At 65.1% G+C, this 19,180-nt stretch carries 17 protein-coding genes; 7 read left to right on the plus strand and 10 right to left on the minus strand.

The window, feature by feature from the left end:
• Positions 1–21 precede the first annotated feature (21 nt).
• From VFO25_10650 to ubiE, 3 genes are read right to left on the minus strand one after another with little or no spacing between them, the layout of a single operon-like run.
• Entirely contained in the window at positions 22–255 is a 234-nt protein-coding gene (locus VFO25_10650) for a twin-arginine translocase TatA/TatE family subunit (protein ID HET9343361.1), read from the minus strand.
• Positions 256–295: 40 nt separating this feature from the next.
• Entirely contained in the window at positions 296–1,309 is a 1,014-nt protein-coding gene (locus VFO25_10655) for a polyprenyl synthetase family protein (protein HET9343362.1), read from the minus strand.
• The gene (ubiE, locus tag VFO25_10660; GenBank protein HET9343363.1) at positions 1,306–2,040 is read right to left on the minus strand and encodes a bifunctional demethylmenaquinone methyltransferase/2-methoxy-6-polyprenyl-1,4-benzoquinol methylase UbiE; all 735 of its coding nucleotides are present in this window, start codon (positions 2,038–2,040) and stop codon (positions 1,306–1,308) included. The genes VFO25_10655 and ubiE overlap by 4 nt, the downstream gene beginning before the upstream one ends.
• Positions 2,041–2,139: 99 nt before the next feature.
• Between ubiE and VFO25_10665 the strand changes: the two genes are divergently transcribed.
• Genes VFO25_10665 through VFO25_10675 form a run of 3 tightly spaced genes read left to right on the plus strand, consistent with a single transcriptional unit; the run spans position 2,140 to position 4,720 of the window.
• Positions 2,140–3,015: a phospholipase D-like domain-containing protein gene (locus VFO25_10665; protein HET9343364.1), complete on the plus strand. Its 876-nt coding sequence runs from the start codon at positions 2,140–2,142 to the stop codon at positions 3,013–3,015.
• Positions 3,016–3,059: 44 nt separating this feature from the next.
• The gene (locus tag VFO25_10670) at positions 3,060–3,938 is read left to right on the plus strand and encodes an ABC transporter ATP-binding protein (protein ID HET9343365.1); all 879 of its coding nucleotides are present in this window, start codon (positions 3,060–3,062) and stop codon (positions 3,936–3,938) included.
• 2 nt (positions 3,939–3,940) lie between these two features.
• Complete coding sequence (locus tag VFO25_10675; GenBank protein HET9343366.1) at positions 3,941–4,720, plus strand: ABC transporter permease; 780 nt, start codon at positions 3,941–3,943, stop codon at positions 4,718–4,720.
• 128 nt (positions 4,721–4,848) lie between these two features.
• Here VFO25_10675 and VFO25_10680 read toward each other — a convergent pair whose 3' ends face one another.
• The 3 genes from VFO25_10680 to rsmI are packed head-to-tail and all read right to left on the minus strand — an operon-like array spanning position 4,849 to position 8,183.
• On the minus strand, positions 4,849–5,625 hold the full coding sequence (locus VFO25_10680; GenBank protein HET9343367.1) for a TatD family hydrolase: 777 nt from the start codon (positions 5,623–5,625) through the stop codon (positions 4,849–4,851).
• Positions 5,622–7,319 carry a methionine--tRNA ligase gene (gene metG / locus VFO25_10685; protein HET9343368.1) on the minus strand — a complete coding sequence of 566 codons (1,698 nt, stop codon included), beginning with the start codon at positions 7,317–7,319 and terminating at the stop codon, positions 5,622–5,624. The genes VFO25_10680 and metG overlap by 4 nt, the downstream gene beginning before the upstream one ends.
• Before the next feature lie 6 nt (positions 7,320–7,325).
• The gene (rsmI, locus tag VFO25_10690) at positions 7,326–8,183 is read right to left on the minus strand and encodes a 16S rRNA (cytidine(1402)-2'-O)-methyltransferase (GenBank protein ID HET9343369.1); all 858 of its coding nucleotides are present in this window, start codon (positions 8,181–8,183) and stop codon (positions 7,326–7,328) included.
• Between the two features lie 52 nt (positions 8,184–8,235).
• On the opposite strand from rsmI, the gene VFO25_10695 reads away from it, so the two are divergent.
• On the plus strand, positions 8,236–8,667 hold the full coding sequence (locus tag VFO25_10695; GenBank protein ID HET9343370.1) for a DUF5069 domain-containing protein: 432 nt from the start codon (positions 8,236–8,238) through the stop codon (positions 8,665–8,667).
• On the opposite strand, the gene VFO25_10700 is transcribed toward VFO25_10695, so the two are convergent.
• Complete coding sequence (locus VFO25_10700; GenBank protein HET9343371.1) at positions 8,664–9,617, minus strand: sulfotransferase; 954 nt, start codon at positions 9,615–9,617, stop codon at positions 8,664–8,666. The genes VFO25_10695 and VFO25_10700 overlap by 4 nt on opposite strands.
• A gap of 116 nt (positions 9,618–9,733) precedes the next feature.
• Between VFO25_10700 and VFO25_10705 the strand changes: the two genes are divergently transcribed.
• Together VFO25_10705 and VFO25_10710 are read left to right on the plus strand one after the other, a co-directional pair.
• Positions 9,734–10,312 carry a hypothetical protein gene (locus tag VFO25_10705; protein HET9343372.1) on the plus strand — a complete coding sequence of 193 codons (579 nt, stop codon included), beginning with the start codon at positions 9,734–9,736 and terminating at the stop codon, positions 10,310–10,312.
• Positions 10,313–10,538: 226 nt separating this feature from the next.
• On the plus strand, positions 10,539–12,215 hold the full coding sequence (locus VFO25_10710; protein HET9343373.1) for a GAF domain-containing protein: 1,677 nt from the start codon (positions 10,539–10,541) through the stop codon (positions 12,213–12,215).
• 9 nt (positions 12,216–12,224) lie between these two features.
• On the opposite strand, the gene VFO25_10715 is transcribed toward VFO25_10710, so the two are convergent.
• A complete protein-coding gene (locus VFO25_10715) occupies positions 12,225–14,657 on the minus strand; it encodes a DNA internalization-related competence protein ComEC/Rec2 (GenBank protein ID HET9343374.1) in 2,433 nt (810 codons plus the stop codon).
• Between the two features lie 252 nt (positions 14,658–14,909).
• Between VFO25_10715 and VFO25_10720 the strand changes: the two genes are divergently transcribed.
• The gene (locus tag VFO25_10720; GenBank protein HET9343375.1) at positions 14,910–15,845 is read left to right on the plus strand and encodes an NAD-dependent epimerase/dehydratase family protein; all 936 of its coding nucleotides are present in this window, start codon (positions 14,910–14,912) and stop codon (positions 15,843–15,845) included.
• Here the strand turns inward: VFO25_10720 and VFO25_10725 are convergent.
• Both VFO25_10725 and leuS read right to left on the minus strand, forming a co-directional pair.
• Positions 15,815–16,627, minus strand: a complete 813-nt coding sequence (locus VFO25_10725; GenBank protein HET9343376.1) for an alpha/beta hydrolase — start codon at positions 16,625–16,627, stop codon at positions 15,815–15,817. The two genes, VFO25_10720 and VFO25_10725, sit on opposite strands and share 31 nt — an antisense overlap.
• Before the next feature lie 13 nt (positions 16,628–16,640).
• On the minus strand, positions 16,641–19,124 hold the full coding sequence (gene leuS, locus VFO25_10730) for a leucine--tRNA ligase (protein HET9343377.1): 2,484 nt from the start codon (positions 19,122–19,124) through the stop codon (positions 16,641–16,643).
• Positions 19,125–19,180 lie beyond the last annotated feature (56 nt).

The following is a 19,180-nucleotide window of genomic DNA, read 5'->3' on the forward strand; positions in this document are numbered from 1 at the left end:
GGCGGCTGGAGCAGCCGGCGTCTATTGCTGCGGCGGCTGTGAAGTCGGAGCGGCCGGCGGCGCCGCGGGCGGCTGAGTCTGGTCTTGGGGCGGCTGCGGCGCGTTTTGTCCGCGCGAACCCGCTTCGAATTCTTTTCTCGCCTCACCCATCGAGCGAGCGAGCTTCGGGATCTTGTCCGCGCCGAACAGCAAGACGCCGAGTCCCACGATGATTATGATGATCGGAGCGTCGATGATGGCGAAAAATGGCGTCATGGCTGTTCTTCCCTTTCAGCGCCGCTGGAGCGCTCGACCTTCACGGTCGTCCGATTTCCGTCAACGAGCGCGCGAGCGCGGAGAGTTCGTCGCGCGCCTCGGACGGCGCGAGAGCGAGGAGGGCGGTCTCGGCGGCGCTCGCGTAGCGTTCGATCGACGCAGTCGTCAGCTCGACAGCTCGGCCGTTGCGGATCGCCTCGACGACCGCCGCGAGGTCGTTTTCAGCTTCGGGCGCACCCGCGTCGTCGTGCGCGAACAGCCTATCGACCGCGGCGCGTACCGGCGGTCCGCCTGAACGTAGCGCGTTGATGAGCGGCAGCGTCACTTTCTTCTCGCGGAGGTCCGAACCGGCCGGTTTGCCGAGGGCGTTCTCATCGGCGATCGCGTCGAGCAGATCGTCGCGCACCTGGAACGCCATGCCGAACGACCAGCCGTATGCGCGCAGCGCCTTCACGCGCTGCATGTCGCGGACGTCGGCGCCGCCGTGCCCCCGCTTCGCCGCGACTGCGACGATGGCGCCGCATTCGGCGCACGCGGCGAACAGTTCGGCGGTCTTCTTGCCGATGATCTCCGCGTACGCGGACTCGGGCAGATCTGCCTTCCCTTCCGCGCGCAGCTGGCGCACCTCGCCGTTGCAGATCTCGGCGAGCATCGCCGCGAGGATCGTCGGCACCGGCTGCGGATACGACTGGGTGACCTTCTTGAACACCCATGAAAAAAGATAGTCGCCGGCGAGAACCGAGAAGCGATTGCCGAACGCACGGTTCGTCGACCGCACGCCGCGCCGCACGTCTGCGTTGTCGACGACGTCATCGTGGATGAGCGTCGCGACGTGGATCATCTCCATGTATGCGGCGAGGACCGCATCTTCGGTCGCGCCGGACTCGCACGCCCGGCTCGAGAGCATCGTGATGCGCGGCCGCAGATGCTTGCCGCCGGCATCGAGCATCTCTGCGACGGCAGCGGCGATGTGCGCGTTCTCCGCCGAGAGCTCCTCGCGGACGAATTCCTCGATGACCGTCGCGATCGTCGCACGCGCGCTCGTCTCGATCACGGTGCTACCGCTTCGGGCGCGCGTGCGGGCGGTGCGACCGGCGCTTTCGCTTTCGTGCCGACGTGCAGCGCCGCGACGCCGCCCATGAGCGGCACGAAGCGGACGGCAGCGAACCCATTCGTTTCGAACAGCGCGGCGAGCGCGTCGGCGTCGGGAAAGTTGACGAGCGACTGCGGCAGGTAGCGATACGCGGCGGCATCGCCGCCGATGATGCGACCGATCAGCGGCACCATGCCGTAGAAGTACGCGTAGAACGCGCGCCGCATGAGCGGGTTGCGCGGCTTGCTCACTTCGAGGTTAACGAACGACGCACCCGGCTTGAGGACGCGAGCGATCTCTCGCAGGCAAGCGCCGATGTCGACGACGTTGCGCATCGAAAAACCCATCGTCGCGCCGTCGAACGATGCGTCGGCGAAGGGCAGATGAAGGACGTCGCCCTCGTTGTACTCGACGTTCGTCGCACTCGTATGCGCGCGAGCGATCTCGAGCATCTGCGGCGTGAAGTCGACCCCGATGACGCTGCCGGTGCTCGTTCGAGCCGCGAGATCTCGCGTCAACGCACCGGTGCCGCAGCAGAGGTCGATGAGGCGGGCGTCGCGAGAGATATCGAGGCACGCGACCGCTTTGCGGCGCCAGACGGCGTCGATTCCGCCGGTCATCACCGTATTGACGAGGTCGTACCGACCGGCGATCCGCCCGAACATCTCGCGGACGCCGCCGCCTTTGTCCATTCGTCACCAATTGGTGCGGCCTAAAGGCTATTCCTGGCGTTGAAAGGCCGGCCGCGCGCGGGTCGTAGACACGCGTCGCAGCGCGCGTGACTAGCGGGCATGTCACGACTTTCAGTGCACATCGGCTCGGACGCGCGCGCTGTGTTATGCGAGGCGTTCGACAGCGCGCGGACGTCGATCGATGCGGAATTCTACAGCATCGGCGACAGCGAGGTCGTCGCTCGACTCAACGATGCCGCACGACGCGGTGTCCGAGTGCGCGTCACGCTCGAAGGCGACACGCATCGCTATCGTGGGCCGCGGGCTGTCGAACCCGCAGATGCCGTCATCCGCGGCGCGCTCGACGATGAGATCGACGTCGTCATCTCGCGGCGGCCGCATGCGCTCGTCCATGGAAAGGCCGCTGTCGTCGATCACCGCATCGCATTCGTCGCGACCGCGAACGCGACGCCGACAGGCTTCGACGCGCCGGGCGAAGTCGCGATCGAGGATCGCGACCGCCTCGACGTGCGCGCGGTCTTGCGCGAGATCGACGATGCTGCGTCGGGCGATCCCGTTCATCCGCACTTGCGCGACGCGCTCCGGGTCCTCTTCGCTTCGCCGCGCGATCTTCGCGTCGCGAGCGAAGATCTCTCGGACTGGCGCACGGTCGCTTGGCTCGTCCACCGCGCGCATGCCGGCCGCCACGATCGCGTTCTCATCGGACAACCGGCATCACGCAGCGCCAGCGAGATGTTGAAGCGGCTGACCGGTGCCGGCGTCGACGTGCGCGCTCCGAGCGCAGGTTACATGCACGAGAAGCTCGTCGACGACGGCGAATGCACGTATGTCGGTTCGGCGAACCTCACCCGCAACGGTATCGACGAGTCGTACGAGGTCGGCGTGGTCGCCCCGCGCGGTGACTTCATCGACGGCGGGTCGTCGCTGCGCGCCGACTTCGATCGCCGCTGGTCTGGTGCCCAACGGATCGGCTGACTCTAAGAGGCGACTAGCGCCCCAACCCTTGAACGTACGCGGCGATGGAGACGGTCGTCGAAGTCGAACATGCCTCAAAGCGTTTCGGCGCGACGCTCGCACTCGATCGCGTCGACTTGCGGCTGAGCCGCGGCGAAGTCGTCGCGCTCCTCGGACCGAACGGCGCAGGCAAGACGACGCTCGTGTCGCTCGTACTCGGCTTGCGCAAGGCGAACGAAGGCTCGACGCGCACCTTCGGCATGGATCCGCGCGACCGGCGTGCGCGCTCGCGCACCGGCGTCATGCTTCAAGGATCGGGGCTGCCGAACTTCCTTCGGGTCGGTGAAGTCGTCGATCTCTTCCGATCGTACTATCCGCATCCGATCGATCGCGCGAAAGCGCTCGAGATCGCCGGGCTTGCCGACAAAGCGACGGCCATGCTCGTGACGCTTTCCGGCGGTCAGCTGCAGCGGCTCTATTTCGCGCTCGCCGTCTGCGGCGATCCCGAAGCGCTCTTCTTGGACGAGCCGACCGTCGGTCTCGACGTGGAGGCGCGTCGGTCGTTCTGGGCGCATCTTCGACAATTCGTCTCGGGCGGCCGGACGCTGCTGCTGACGACGCACTACCTCGAAGAAGCGGACGCGATCGCCGACCGCATCGTCGTCATCAACGCCGGCCGCATCGTCGCGGATGCTTCGCCGGCGGCGCTCAAGTCGAGCGTGCGCAACAAACGCGTCTCGTTCGAGACCGACGGCGTTCTCGACCTCCAAGGCCTGCCGATCGCCCGGGTCGTGTCGAGCGGACCGCGCGTCGAATTGGTCACGTCCGAACCCGAAGCGGTGCTAGGCAAGCTCTTCGCACGTGGGTGCGCCATCCGGAACCTCGAGGTCGCGGGCGCGACGCTCGAAGAGGCGGTCGTCGGCCTGACCGCGCGGGGCCGATGACGATGGCGGCGACGCGAGAGCTCGCGCCGATCGGTCAGATCACCGTCGCGCAGGCGCGATCTGAGTTCCTCCGCCTCATCCGCGTACCGGCTTTCAGCGTGCCGTCGATCATCTTCCCGATCATGTTCTACGCGCTGTTCGGGTTGCCGTTCGCGCACGAAATGGTGAACGGCGTGTCGATCGCCGTGTACGCGCTCGCATCGTTCGGCGCCTATTCCGTCATCAACGTCGCGATGTTCTCGTTCGGCATCACCGTCGCGAACGACCGCGGCGAGAAGACGACGGTCCTGATGCGAGCGACCCCGCTTCCGCCGATCGCCTATCTGGGCGGCAAAGCGATCGCGACCCTCGCCTTCGCAGCCATCGCCGTCGGCGCGCTGCTCGCATTCGGCGCGATCGCCGGCGGTATCCATCTCGCGGCAATCGCATGGCTGACGCTCGGCGTCCGTCTGCTGGCCGGCGTCTTCCCGTTCATCACGCTCGGGTTCGCGGTCGGATACCTCGCCGGGCCGACGTCTGCGGTGGCGATCCTTCAGATGATAAGTCTGCCGATGTCATTCGCCTCGGGACTCTTCATCCCGATCGGCGTGTTGCCGGCCTGGATCCGCACGATCGCGATCTACCTGCCCGCGTATCATTTCGGCGTGCTCGCGCGGTCGACGCTCGCTCCGCCGACCGAGCCGCTCGCGACGACCCTGGCCTGGCTCGCGGGCTACACCGTGGTGTTCTTATTTGTCGCGATCCGCGCGTACTATAGAGAAGAGACGAAGACGTTCGGCTAGCCAGTCAACGCTAAAATGGAGCGGTCGACCTTCATGGTCGACCGCCGCGGTCTTACGATTGAAGGCCCGTCACCGGTCGAGCTAAAGCTCGACCGCTACAAAAGCGCCTAGCCGAATTGATCGACGGCTCAAAGCGTCGGGAATAGCCGGCGCGCGTTCGAGGCCGTCGCTTGCGCGATCGCGTTGACGCTTACGCCGCGCAATTCGGCGAGCCGCGCACACGTCAACGCGATGTATGCCGGCTCGTTGCGTTTTCCGCGGTGCGGCGCCGGCGTCATGTACGGACAATCAGTCTCGAGGACGAGGCGTTCAAGGGGCAGCCGCGCCGCCGCGTCGTGCAGCGCTTCTGCCTTCTTGAATGTGACCGCGCCGCCGATCCCGAGATAGACGTCGAATTCGTCGATCAGCGCTTTGCCGAAATCGTACGCGCCGGTGAAACAGTGGACGACGGCGCGCCGGTCTCGCGCGTAATAGCGCCGCAAGTGCTCGACGAGGTCGTCTTCCGATTCGCGGCAATGGATGATCGTCGGCTTCGATAGCTCACCCGCGAGCTCGAGCTGACGCGCGAAGACCTCGCGTTGGACGTCGCGCGGCGAGAAGTCGTAGTGGTAATCGAGTCCGCATTCACCGATGGCGACGACGCGCGCACCGCGCGCAAGGGCGGGGAGCCAGCTCATGTCGCCCGCGCTCGATGCGAGATGCGGATGCACTCCGACTGCCGGCAGCACCGCGTCATAGCGCACCGCAAGGTCGAGCGTCGCGCGGCTCGTCGCTTCGTCTTGGCCGGCGCAGACGATGCGACCGACCCCCGCCGCTGCCGCACGAGCAAGCACATCGTCGAGATCGGAACTGTATTCCGAGCCGTCGAGATGCGCGTGCGTATCGACGAGGACGGGCTGGTTCAACGGCGCTCGCTGCCCGCGAAGCGCGAGGACCACGCGGCGACGTCTTCGGGCAACACTTTCTTGAAGAGCACGCCTGGGTCATCGACCGGCGAACCAGTCGTCGCGAGCCGCAACTCGGCAGCGAAATCATCGGGAAGCCAGCGCGACGAGGCGGGATCGACGCGGAGCGCGCGCAGTACCCGGGCCCCGGTGTCCGGGATGAACGGCAGCGAGGCCGTCGCGAAGATGCGGATGAGGTTGATCGAAACCGCGAGCACGTGAGCGGCGGCGGCGCGCTCGGCCTTGATCGCCTTCCACGGCGCCGTCCGGTCGAGATAGATGTTGCCCGACGCCCACATCGCCTTGAGCGATTGGACGGCTTTGCGGAATTGAAGCGATTCGAGCGATGCTGTCAGCGCGCCGCCGTGCTCTCGCAACCCTTCGAGCAGATCGTTCTCTTCAGTCGTCGCCCTGCCGTACTCGGGGACCTTCGCGTCGAAATGCATCGCGACGAGCTTGACGACGCGGTTGACGAAGTTGCCGAACGTGTCGGCGAGATCTTTGTTGACGGTGTCGGCGAAGATCTCCCAAGTGAAGGTCGCGTCCGCGCCTTCGGGCGCGTTCGCCATGAGCTGATAGCGCCAGTAGTCCGCCGGGAGCAGTTCGAGCGCATCGGCCATGAAGACGCCGCGCTTGCCGCTCGTCGAGAACTTGCCCCCGTAATAGTTGAGCCAGTTGAAACCCTTGACGAAATCGACGAGCTTCCATGGTTCGCCCGATCCCATGATCGTCGCCGGGAACGTCACCGTGTGGAACGGGATGTTATCTTTCGCCATGAATTGGACGTAGCGGACATCGGCCGGGTCGACCCACCACGACTTCCAGTCGCGACCTGCGGGCTGCGCGTCCGACCACTCCTTCGTCGCACCGATGTACTCGATCGGCGCGTCGAACCACACGTAGAAGACCTTGTTCTCGAAGCCCGGCCGGTCGACGGGGATGCCCCAGTGGAGATCGCGCGTGATCGAGCGGTCCTTGATGCCCTCGTCGAGCCACTTGAGCGCGATCGACCGTACGAGGACGGGCCAATCCTCATGCTGCTCGATCCATGGGCGCAGCCGGTCGGTCATGAGCGACTGTCGCAAGAACAGGTGCTTCGTCTCGCGCATCTCGAGCTCGGTCGAGCCGGAAACTGAAGACCTAGGGTCGATCAGATCGCCGGGTTCGAGCAGGTTCGTGCAGTTCTCACACTGATCGCCTCGTGCGGCCGTATAGCCGCAGTGCGGACACGTGCCGACGACGTAGCGGTCGGGCAAGAAGCGATTCTCGGCGACCGAGAACATCTGGAGGGTCGTGCGCTCTTCGATGAGGCCGTTGCGCTCGAGCATGTCGGCGAAATGCTTGGTCAGCTCGTGGTTTTGCGGCGACGAGCTGCGCCCGAAGTGGTCGAATGCGAGGAAGAAACCTTCGCACAATCCCTTGAGGACTGCATGCTGTTTGCGGCAGTATTCGGAGACCTCGAGCCCGGCGTTGAGCGCGGCGAGCTCCGCCGGCGTGCCGTGTTCGTCGGTGGCGCAGATGTAGAGCACGTCCTCGCCGCGCAGCCGCAAGAACCGCGCGTAGACGTCTGCGGGCAGCATCGAACCCACGAGGTTGCCGAGATGTTTCGCGTCGCTGATGTACGGCAGCGCGCTCGTGATGAGATAGCGGGGCATTCGCCGTCAATTGCCCTCGCGAGCGTCCAAAGCCTTGCCTGCGATGCGGTGCGCGAGCGCGTAGAGGCGCTTGCGATTCGATCCGGTCGCCGAGGCGATCGCGTCGGCTGCGAGCCTCGGACGCACGCCGCGTTCGACGAGCATTTCGACCGCCGCGTCTGCGCGTGCGTCCGCCTCGGCGTCGCCTGATGGCGAAGGCGCGCCGTCCATCACGACGACGAACTCGCCGCGCGGTTCCTCGGACAGCACGCGCAGCGCCGAGGCCGCGTCGCCCTCGATATGCTCCTCAAAGCGCTTTGTGTATTCGCGCAGCACGAAGACGCGCCGCCCCGGCAACTCGCTCGCGATGTCGACGAGCAGTGCGCGCACGCGCGTCGGTGCCTCGTACCAGATCACGGCCGCGGTCTCTCGTGCGAATGCGGCGACATGTGAGCGCCTCGCGCCCGGCGAGCGCGGTGGAAAGCCCTCGAACCGGAAGCGCGTGACGTCGAAGCCGGACAGGACGGCGGCGCTGACGCATGCGCTCGGACCCGGTAGAACTTCGACGGCGGCACCGGCCGCCCGCGCAGCACGCACGAGTTCGACGCCGGGATCTGAGATGCCGGGCATGCCTGCGTCCGTGACGACCGCGATCGTCTTACCGTCTTTGAGTATCCGCGCCGCCTCGTTGAGCCTGCGCGCTTCGACCCGCTCGTGGAATGACCGGACCGGTTTGTCGACCTCGTAGCGTCGCAACAGCGTTTCCGACACTCGCGTGTCCTCTGCGAAGATGAAATCGCACTCACGCAGACAGCGGAGCACGCGAAGCGTCACGTCTTCGAGGTTGCCGAGCGGGGTCGGACAGAGCACGAGGCGTCCGGTCATGCTCGCAGATTGTCCACAGGTCCGGCATTCCCCCCGGAAGAAATGCGATGTCATGGAACCGCTCGATCTTTCAAAGGCCCCGCCGCGCTCTCCGCATTTGGAGCTCGACGGACTCGTCATGATGCCGCGCACGATCGACAAGCTGCGCGCGACGCTGCCCGGCGGCGTCTCGGGCAGCTATCGCGTTCGCGGCATGAGCCTACGGCTGCTGGAATGGCTCGGCGTCGAGGAAGACGCCATCCGCGAAGCCGTCGCACAGGCGAAGACGGATGACGACGTCGCCGTGTGGCTGCGCGGTCGCGTCGATACGACGAAGTATTCGGAATTCAACCGCCGCATGCTCGATCGAAGCACGGATGACGTCGACAAGGAAGCGTTCTTCGAGACGTATCCCTGGATGCGCGAGCGCGGCTTCATGCGGCTCTTCGACGTCATGCTCGAAGATGACCGGATGTCGTTCGCCGGCACGCCCTCCGCGGGCTAGCCCCGCGCAGACGTCGTTTCGACGGCTGCGTCTTCCTTGCACACGTGCTCGAGCCCGAAGCGCTTGACGATCTCCATTGCGCCACGTATCTCGTGCGCAGTCATCGCTTCGCGCCACGACGGCATGTCGCGGCTCGCTTTGCGCTTGGGGCCATCTCTGCCGAGGAACGTCGTCGCCGATCGTCGCGTCGATCGCTCGAGCGCACGTATGTCGAACGGCTTGCCGATGAACGTGAAGATGCGGCGGAATTCGGCCTCGCGGTCGGCGACTATCTTCTCGTAGTCGACGAAACACGCTTCACGGTCCGTCATTTGCCGTTGCGGCACGATGTTCTCGACGCACCAGTCGACGACGTGCCCTTCGATCTCCGTCCGCGCGCCGGCCATGATATCGCGAAAGGGTTCCAGGTGGTCAGTCATGAGCGCAGGTTGGTTGAAATAGACGTCGCGTTTGCGGACGCGCCAGTGCGCCCGGCATCGTGAGTACGCGACTGCGAGCGGATGTCTGCGGATGTAGACGACCGGCATCCCCGCGAAGCGCCGGATGATCCACGCGAGCATGAGCGTGCAGCGGTCGTCTTTGACCAAGCGCTTGCGTGCGATGACGCGTCGGTTCGAATTGTCTGCCCACGGCGACCGGACGCGCCCTTCGAGGATCGATCGCACCGCATCGAAATATTCATCGCCGTCTTCGTCGGGCCGGATGTATTGGAGCCGGGCGAAATGGCGGACCACCTTGACGTGCTCGCGCGTGAAGGGTTCGCCGATGTAGCGGTAGGCGTTGTCGTAGTTGATGACGTCCGCGAGCCACGTCGTGCCGCTACGGCCAGAGCCCGCCAGAAGTACGGTCGCGCGATGGTCCGGATTGACGTCGAGATAGAAAGAGTGTTGGATAGCGGAGATCCGTCGACGTATCCGCGCGCCGAGCGTGTTGCGATAGAAATAGCTCATCGATACCGCTTCCGGAGCGAGACCGTATCGGGGCTTCTTCCGCTCGCGGTGGGCGTCCTATACGCCTGGTAAGGCGGCGGCGGGATTGGTCTACGGATTGCGCGGATTCTCAGGCTGTGACCCTCGAGCTCGTCAATACGATCGCCTCGGTCGCTACGACTCTCATTGTCGCAGCGGCTGCCGTCGCGGCGCTCGTGCAGCTGCGTCACCTGCGGGCGCAGAACCAGATCAGCGGCCAGCTCGCGCTGCGCCAGATCCTCCTCGATCGCGATATGTTCGAGGCAGTCGGGCGCGCCCGCCAAGAAGTGCCCGAGCTCATGAAAGAGCCGGCCTTCAGACGTTACGTCGCCGACTACCATCTCGGTCTCGCCGCAGACAACGAGCGTTACGACTCGCTGTATGAAGACATCTTGGTCGTCGGACGCAACCTCGAGAACATCGGCAACATGATCCGCAACGGCCTCACCGATGCGCGCATCTTCGTCGAGCAGTACTCGCCGCTCGTCATGATCGCATGGGATGCGATCGAACCGCTGCTCCGGATCCGCCGCGCAGCGACCCGCTCCGATAGCGATTGGGAGGATTTCGAGTACCTCACCGTGCTTGCGCGACGCTGGACGGCAGAGAAGAGCTCGGCATATCCCGCGGGCGTCGAGCGCATCCTTCCGCCACACTCAGAACTGGACCGAGACTAAGAATCAAGGATTCAAGGACACCCGCCCCGCACCATGACGTCGTAAAGCAAAGACCGGGCGATAGGAACGCCGGTCCGCTTTTGCTTCAGCGGAGGCCGAATTGGCGACGCCAGGTGCCAGCTTTGAAGATCAACGCTCGCGGTCGCGACGGATCATTCGAATAGTCGTCGTCATCGGCTTGGTCGCGTCTGTCCTCGCGGTATCTCTTCCCGGATTGCTGCCGGCTATGCGCGACAACGGCACGATCTTGAACCTCGGTTTCGACTATGCAGGCCGTGTACAAAGCCTCGACGCGGTCAGCGGTCGATCGGGGTTACGTGTTGGCGATCGCGTGATACTGCACGGTTTCACGCTCAAAGAGTGGGAGCAGCTCACCATGGGCGTGCCGATGGCGATCGGCGAGACGATCCCACTCACCGTCGAACGCGACGCCCGAATCGTTGACATCGAGATCAAGGCCGACACCGTGAGCGGTTGGCCGACCTATTTGGTATACTTGATCAAGACGCTTTCGCAGGTGACGTATCTCATCGTCGCATGTGGGTTGGTGCTGCGCAAACCCAGCCGGTTGACGTGGAGCTTCTTCGCGCTCGCTTTCGGCTATGCGGCGGACATCACGCAGCCATGGTTTTGGCGTAGCCCTGCGGCCTCGCTTCCCATGCTGTGGTGGGCGCAGCTCTACAATGGCGTCGCCATCACGCCCGGCGCGCTGCTCATCTTTGCGGCCTCCTTCCCAGGCCAGACGAGCGGCTTGTTCTGGCGCATCGTCGATCGGACGGGCATTCCGGTCAACGTGATCTTGACGTTGCAGAACGTGGTTTTTTACGTAGCAGGCGTGGCCGGATCGGCGTTGGCGTTTCCGGCGTTGGTCGCTCCGTTGTGGTCGTTTGCAACGCTCGTCGGAGTCCTCATGGTGGTGATCGCCTACTGGAGCAGCGTTGCCGATCAGCGTCAACGTCTGAAGTGGGTCATCTTCGCGTTCATCGTGTCCTACCTCGAGCGCGCGTTTGTCACGTATGTGGATTTTACCGGCGGTCTCTGGCCTCCGGCGTGGTCGAGCGCGGGGTTCACTCCTGACGCGCTCGCGATCGTCAACGTCCTCGTGCCGGTCACCGTGGCATACGCAGTTCTCAAGCATCGCGTGCTCGACATCAATTTCGTGTTCAGCCGTGCGCTCGTCTACGGCATCATCACGTCGCTTGTCGTCGGAGCGTTCGCTTTGATCGACTTCGTGCTCTCGAAGGAGCTCGAACAGCACCAGCTCGCGGTGGCGGTGGAAGTCGTCTTCGCGATCGGATTCGGTTTTGGGCTCAACGGCATCCACAAGCAGGTCGACGCGTTCGTCGATCGCATTCTTTTCCGCAGCCGCCACATGGCGGAAAGGACGATCGAACGCGTCGCGGCAGGCTTGCCCCACGTGACGTCCGCGCGTGCGGTCGACGAAACGCTCGCGGAGGACCCTACGCGTACCCTCAACCTTCTCTCCGCGGCGGTATTCGTTCGCGACGAGTCCGGAGCGTTTGCCCGGCGATCCGCGGTCGGTTGGACCGACGGCGGAAGCACGAAGATCGATGCGGACGACCCGCTTATCGTCAACCTGCTGGGAGAATTTGGAACGATGCCGTTGAGCGAGGTGCGGCAAGGATCGGCTAGTCTTCCTACAGGGGTTGGCGCGCCGGCCATCGCCGTGCCGATGTTCGTCCGCCACCAGCTTCTGGGTTTCGTGCTCTACGGAGCACACGCGAGCGGCGAGGACATCGACCCGGACGAACGGCGCTTGCTCGAGCGGCTTGCGCACGCCGCCGCGGCCACGTACGACCACATCGACTCAGAATCCGCGCGCACCAAACTTCGCGAGATTTCGCAGGAACTCGCCGTGTTGAAAGCCTCAGCGCGCGCGTAGGCTCTGTCCTTATTGCCAAAACGTGCGAATTAGCAAGTGTGTACCGTCCGTCTCCCCTTCGACTCCACCGTCCAGGTCGGTCCGATAGATCCTCGCGCCGGCGTCGCGGAGGGCGGCTAGCGTGTGCGGGCTTGGATGGCCGAAGACGTTGTGCAGGCCGCACGAGATAATCGCGACTTCCGGATGGACGGCCGCGAGGAACGCCGGCGTCGACGAGTATGCGCTGCCGTGGTGACCGACCTTAAGGATGTCGGCTCGCAAATCGGCGGTTCCGTGCGAGAGCAGCCGCGCCTCCGCCTCCGACTGCGCATCGCCGGTCAATAGGATCGCCGTCCTCGCGAACTCGACGCGCAGCACGACCGAGTTGTTGTTGATATCCGATGAGGATCCCGTGATGAGCGGGAGTTCGGGTTCGAGAATCGTCACGTGCGTCGTCCCGCCGAGATCGAACGATTCGCCGCGCCGCGCGACCCGATATCGGACGTGACGTTGGCGCACGACATCCAGAGCCCGTTGGTACGCCGGACCGCCGTAAAGTTGGGCGGAGTCGTACAAGACGCCGACGTTCTCGCGCGCCAAGATGACCGGGAGACCGCCTGCATGATCACCGTGCGGATGCGTCAGAACGACCGCATCGAGATGGAGCACCCAGTGCCGCAGGAGGAACGGCATGACCGTTCGCGTGGCGATGACGTCGCCGATCGGCTGCGCGACGACCTTGTTCGATCCGCTACGCTCGAGCCTTCCACCGCCGTCGACAAGCATCGCGTGCATGCCCGGTGCGCGCACGAGGATGCAGTCGGCTTGGCCGACATCGATGGCGTCGACGCGAAGGTCGGGATCGAGCGCCTCCTTGATACCGGGCGCGACATACATAAGGGCGAGCATAGCGGCAGCCGGCGCGGCCCAGCGGATGATGTGTTGCCGCCGCGAGGGATCGCGCAGTGTCCATGCAGCGCCGGCGAGCGCGACCCAATAGAGGACGAGAAAGGCATGCGTTGGCGGCGGCACGTCGACGTGCGCGTGCGGAAGCGACGCGAACTTGTCGACGACGGCGATCATGAGCGACAGCATCCACCACGCGAGATTCGAAAACGGCGCGAGCAATGGCGGGCAGACGGCGGTTGCCGTCAGCAACGCGCCGCCGAGCGCCATGACGATGCCGACGAGCGGCACGACGACGAGGTTCGCAAGAACCGCCCAGGGCGTGAACGCATCGAAATAGAGCGCTTGGAACGGCCACATCGCGATCTGCACGGCGAGGCTTGTCCGAGCGAGCTCGATGATACGGGCCGGCATGCCGCAGTCGTCGTTCAGACCTGCGTCGCGCAATGCGGGCGAGAGAAGCGCGATGCCGCTGACGCAGGCGAACGACATAGAAAAGGAAGGCGAGAGCAGTGCGAGCGGACGCGGCAGCGCGACCGCGAATGCTGCCGCGGCCAGAACCGCCGACGCCGATCGGCCGCGCCCCGATTCGTAGGCGACGGCGCCTGCGGTGAGCATCGTCGCGGCCCGGATCGTTGGTATGTGAAGGCCGGCGAGCGCGGCGTAGCCCCACGACGCGCAGATGACGATGGCGGTGCGCACCAAGCGCGGGATCGGCAGACGGACGAGCAGCCACGTGACGAGCGCGGCGAAGATCCCGAGGTGTAGTCCGGCGGTCGTCAGGACATGGACGGTGCCCGTATCGGAGAACTCTTGGCGCAAAGCGGCGGGAAGCTGCCCACGGTCGCCCCACAAGATGCCTTCGAGAACCGTCGCCTCGAGCGGCGGCAGACGCGCCTCGACCGCGTGCGCGCAGGCAAGACGCAATCGGCTCATCCACGCCTCCCAACCAGGAGCGTCGCCGAGCGGTTTGACGTCGTAGGCCGACGGAGCCGCGAGGATGACGCGGACGCCTTGTTCGGCGAGCTCGTCACGCTCGGCCGGCTCGCCGTCATTGCGCGCACCGTCCGGCATGCTCAGCCTAGCGCGAACGAGTACGAGCTGACCGGCGAGCCGGTCCGGGCGCGCTAGCGACGGAAAATCGAGAAGTGCTACTTCTCCTCGCAAAGCCGCGGCTGCCGCGCTGCGCGGCGCATCGACGGCGACGATGCGGGCCCGCGTCGTTAGCCCGCTCGCCGTCGGCCGGGGCCGATCGACGACGACGACCCGCGCGATGACATGATGCTCGCCGAGCGGCGCGAACGGCAGGTCGACGCGTTCTCTAAGCGCGAGAGCGGCGCAGGTCGTACCGACGATGAACGCGGCGGAGATCGTGATCGCGAGCGGACGCAGTTCGCGCCTGGCGAGCGACGTCGCTGCGGCGATCGAAGCGAGCGCCGCGAACATCTCGATCCACGTATGGATGCCCGCCGAAATAGCGATGACGCCGAGCGCATACGCACCGAACGAGATCGCGAATGCGTGCGCGCGATATGCGGCGGAGAAAAACGCTTCCACGCAGCGACATCACCACGCGCGCATCGCGCGTCCAGCGCGACGATCGCCGTCCGAGGAACGTTCATAGGGTACGGGGAAGAAGTATGCCCAGCCGTATGCTCTCGAGAAAGGAACGCGCTACGTGGACACTCTCGTCGTCGTGCTCTTAGTTCTGATCCTGCTGGCTGTGACGGGTCACCTACACCTCTAATCGCCGGTCTTCACCACTCGCCGCGATAGGCGGCCGATCTGGGTCGTGGGCCCGGGGTCTCCATGCGCATCCTTGTGACCGGCGGTGCGGGCTTCATCGGTTCGCACGTCGTCGACGAATGCATCGCCGCCGGACACGATGTCTCGGTCGTCGATAACTTCTGGCAACACGGCGGCGGACGGCGTGCCAATCTCAACGCCAAGGCGAAGCTCCACGAGATGGACATCCGCGACAAGGATGTCCGTCAGGTCATCCGCTCGTTTCGCCCGGACGTCGTGAGCCACCACGCCGCACAGCATAGCGTCGCGATATCGACCTCCGATCCGGACTACGACGCGGACGTCAACATCCGTGGGCTCGTCAACATCCTCGAAGGCTGCGCGGCCAACGCCGTCAAGAAGGTCGTCTTCGCTTCGTCGGCCGCGACATACGGCACGCCGCAATACTTACCGATCAACGAGACGCACCCGCAACTCCCCGAATCGCCTTACGGCATCACGAAGATGGCCGCCGAGCACTACCTCCGCTACTATGCCGCTTCGAAGGGCCTCGCGTTCACCGCGCTCCGCTACGGCAACGTCTACGGACCCCGCCAAGATCCGAACGGTGAGGCCGGCGTCATCGCGATCTTCACCGGGCGGATCATCCGCGGCGAGCCGATCCGCGTCGACTGGGATGGCGAGCAGCGCAAGGATTACGTCTTCGTGGGCGACGTCGCTCGCGCGAACGTCATCGCGCTGACGCAAGGCAAAGACGACGTCTTCAACATCGGAACCGGCATCGGGACCTCGGTGAACTCACTGCACGCCGCGATCTCGTCCGCGGTGGGCCGCGACGTCGACGTCGTCCATGCGCCGAAGCGCCCGGGCGACGTGCGCACGTGCATCTTCGCGATCGACAAAGCGCGCGAACAGCTCGGCTGGGAACCGACGACGGCGCTCGCAGAGGGCATCGCGAAAACCGCGGCCTACTTCAAGAGCGCGACGACCGCCTCGTAGAACGCTTCTGGCCGCTCTACGTACGTCATGTGACCTGAACGCGGGATCAGCACGAGCTTCGAATCACGTATCCCTGCTTGGAGCTCGCGCCCGGCCTCGGGCGGACAGATGAAGTCGCTTTCACCCGTCACGATCAGCGTCGGTGCCGTGACAAGTTGCAGATCCGCGCGAAGGTCGGTAGACAGGAACTCGTCCTCGTTGAAGTAGCGCAGCGCGTCGGCGTTGCATGGATGTGCCGCGAGCAGATCGACCCAACGCCTCGCGCGTTCGCCGTATTCGTGGAAGTATAGAGGCATTTCTCGAGCGACGACGCGGGCGAGTGCGGCGTCGTCTTCGTACTCGCCGGCTTGCTCTTGACGCAACGCATCGAGCGCATCCGGCAGCCACGGCTCGCCTTTGCTCGCATCGACCTTGCGTGCGAGCGCCGCTTCCACGTCGGACGAGAATCGCGCGGCCGTGCTCGCGAGCACGAGGCCACTCACTTTTCCCGGATGCCGAGCGGCGAATCGCTGCGCGACGAGTCCGCCGTGGGAAAAGCCTAGCAGGAGCGATGGCTCTTCGATGAGTTCGGCGAGATCGGCGACGTATTCGTCGAGGGCGTACGCCCTCGGATCGCTCGGCTTCGGCGTCGCACCCGTGCCGCGCGGATCGACGTACGCGACTTCAAACGCGCGTTCGAGCCCGCCGAAATCTGGATAGAACTCGGCCGAGCTCAAGCCAGGCCCGCCGGGGTGGGCGTACAGCCTCGGCCCCTTACCGCGATACGACACCGCGAGCTTCACGAATGCTCCGGCGTCATCCGACGACGATGTTGAGCAATCTGTCGGGCACGAAGATCTTCTTGCGGACGGATTTGCCGTCGATCTGAGCGGCGACGGTCGAGACGGTCATGGCCTTCTCGAGCACCGCGTCTTCGGTCGAACCCGGCGGCACCTCGACGACGCCGCGCCACTTGCCGTTCACTTGGACGACGACCTCGATAGCGTCGCGCCTTAGCGCGGCCTCGTCGGCCCCGGGCCACCTCTGTAAGTGAATGCTTTCCCGATGACCCGTGCGCTCCCACAGCTCTTCGGCGATGTGCGGCGCGAACGGCGCGAGCAGCAGGAGCAGCATGCGCAGGCCCTCGCAGAACGCCGGCGATGACGCCGCATCCTCACGACCTGCGGCGTATTTCTCGACCGCGTTGAGCAGCTTCATGATCGACGAGACGCACGTGTTCAGGTGGCGCCGTCCCTCGAACTCGTCCGTGATCGACTTGATCGTCGAATGGGTGACGAAGCGCAGGTCCGACTCATCGGCGGAAAGCGACGCATCGACACGTGGTCCCTCCCTCGCGACCGCCTCGGCGTTGCCGAGAACGAGCCGCCACACGGAAGCGAGGGTGCGCGTCACCCCCGCGATACCCGCCGTCGACCACGGGAAATCCGCGTCCGGCGGTCCGGCGAACATCTCGAACATGCGCAGCGCATCTGCGCCGTAGCGCTCGACGGTCTCATCGATGCCGACGACGTTGCCGCGCGACTTGCTCATCCGCAAGCCGTTCTCGCCCAACACCGAACCCTGGTTGAATAAACGCGTGAACGGCTCGTCGCCCGGGACGAGGCCTTCTTCGGCCAGCACCTTATAGAAGAAACGCGAGTAGAGCAAGTGGAGCACCGCGTGCTCGGCGCCGCCGATGTATTGGTCGATCGGCGCCCAGTAGCGCGCAAGATCGACACGCCACGCGACTTCATCGTCGTGCGCGTCGAGATAGCGCAAATAATACCAAGACGAGCACATGAAGGTGTCCATCGTCTCGTGCTCGCGCGTCGCCGGGCCGTCGCCCAGCGGGCACGTCGTATTCATGAAGGACGGCACGTGCTCGAGCGGACTGCCCGCGACGCCCGTGAACGGCGCGTCGTCCGGCAGCCGGACGGGCAATGCGTCATCGGCGACCGGCACGAGCCCGTGATTCGGACAGTTGACGAACGGGATCGGCGCACCCCAATAGCGTTGGCGCGATATGAGCCAGTCGCGCAGCTTGTAGTTGACCGTCTGTTCGCCGACGCCGCGTTCGATGAGCAGCTCGGCGATCGCTTTGCGCGCCTGTTCGCTCGTGAGACCGGAGAACTCGCCGCTATCGACGAGCACGCCGTCGTCGACGAACGACGTGTCGCCGATCTTCTCATGCCCACCGGCAACCGGCACGATCACCGTCGCGACGCGCAAGCCATGCGCGTGCGCGAATTCGAGATCGCGTTGATCGTGCGCGGGAACGCCCATCACCGCGCCGGACCCATATGTCGCGAGGACGTAGTTCGTCACCCAGATCGGCACGCGCTCGCCGGTGAGCGGATGGAGCGCGTAGGCGCCTGAGAAAACGCCCTGCTTCTCCATCGTGCGCTCGAGCTCGGTCCGATCCTTCGTCGCGGCGACGAACGCGCGAACGTCGTTCGCCTCGCTCGTGCCGCGGATGATCTCTTCGACGAGTGGATGCTCGGCCGCGATCGCGATGAACGTCGCGCCGTAGACCGTGTCGAGGCGCGTCGTGAAGACCGAGATCGACTCATCCAGACCTTCAACGGCGAACGAGAAGGTGACGCCCTCGCTGCGACCGATCCAGTTGCGCTGCATCGTTCGCACGCGCTCCGGCCAGCCGTCGAGGTGGTCGATGCCGGCGAGCAATGCGTCCGCGTACGCCGTGATCTTGAAGAACCATTGGTTGAGAAGCCGGCGCTCGACGACGGACCCGCAGCGCCAACAGACCCCGCCTTCGGCCTGTTCGTTCGCGAGCACGGTTTTATCGACCGGGCACCAATTGACCGGGGCTTCCTTCTTATACGCGAGCCCGCGGCGGTACATCGATAAGAAGAGCCATTGCGTCCACCGGTAGTACTCGGGGTCCGACGTGTCGACTTCGCGAGTCCAATCGTACGACGTGCCGAGCATGCGCACTTGGCGCCGCATGTTCCCGATGTTCGACTCGGTCCATACGCGCGGCTGGATGCCACGCTGGATCGCAGCATTTTCCGCCGGCAGCCCGAACGCGTCCCAACCCATCGGGTGGAGCACGTTGAATCCGCGCATGCGGAGGAAGCGCCCGATGACGTCGCCGAGCGTGTAGTTGCGCGCGTGGCCGACGTGAAGATCGCCGCTCGGATACGGCAGCATCTCGAGCAAGTAGAATTTAGGCTTGTCGGCGCGCTCGACCGCCCGGTTCTGGCCGCTGTCCTCCCACGCGCGCTGCCACTTCGGCTCGATCGTCCGAGGTTCGTACGGCGGGATCTCCTTCGATGCCATAGGTCGGCTGTTACAATGCGCCCCGGCAGTTGCCCTTGACGCGATGATGACGGCAA

The sequence above is a fragment of the Candidatus Eremiobacteraceae bacterium genome (assembly GCA_035710745.1).
In the GTDB taxonomy this organism is placed as follows: Bacteria; Vulcanimicrobiota; Vulcanimicrobiia; order Eremiobacterales; family Eremiobacteraceae; genus JANWLL01.

What these genes read in the sequence shown, in the direction of transcription:
- VFO25_10650 (HET9343361.1), bottom strand. Translation starts at nt 255, where the DNA reads ATGACGCCATTTTTCGCCATCATCGACGCTCCGATCATCATAATCATC.
- ubiE (HET9343363.1), bottom strand. Translation starts at nt 2,040, where the DNA reads ATGGACAAAGGCGGCGGCGTCCGCGAGATGTTCGGGCGGATCGCCGGT.
- VFO25_10665 (HET9343364.1), top strand. Translation starts at nt 2,140, where the DNA reads ATGTCACGACTTTCAGTGCACATCGGCTCGGACGCGCGCGCTGTGTTA.
- VFO25_10670 (HET9343365.1), top strand. Translation starts at nt 3,060, where the DNA reads ATGGAGACGGTCGTCGAAGTCGAACATGCCTCAAAGCGTTTCGGCGCG.
- VFO25_10675 (HET9343366.1), top strand. Translation starts at nt 3,941, where the DNA reads ATGGCGGCGACGCGAGAGCTCGCGCCGATCGGTCAGATCACCGTCGCG.
- metG (HET9343368.1), bottom strand. Translation starts at nt 7,319, where the DNA reads ATGCCCCGCTATCTCATCACGAGCGCGCTGCCGTACATCAGCGACGCG.
- rsmI (HET9343369.1), bottom strand. Translation starts at nt 8,183, where the DNA reads ATGACCGGACGCCTCGTGCTCTGTCCGACCCCGCTCGGCAACCTCGAA.
- VFO25_10695 (HET9343370.1), top strand. Translation starts at nt 8,236, where the DNA reads ATGGAACCGCTCGATCTTTCAAAGGCCCCGCCGCGCTCTCCGCATTTG.
- VFO25_10700 (HET9343371.1), bottom strand. Translation starts at nt 9,617, where the DNA reads ATGAGCTATTTCTATCGCAACACGCTCGGCGCGCGGATACGTCGACGG.
- VFO25_10710 (HET9343373.1), top strand. Translation starts at nt 10,539, where the DNA reads ATGCGCGACAACGGCACGATCTTGAACCTCGGTTTCGACTATGCAGGC.
- VFO25_10720 (HET9343375.1), top strand. Translation starts at nt 14,910, where the DNA reads ATGCGCATCCTTGTGACCGGCGGTGCGGGCTTCATCGGTTCGCACGTC.
- leuS (HET9343377.1), bottom strand. Translation starts at nt 19,124, where the DNA reads ATGGCATCGAAGGAGATCCCGCCGTACGAACCTCGGACGATCGAGCCG.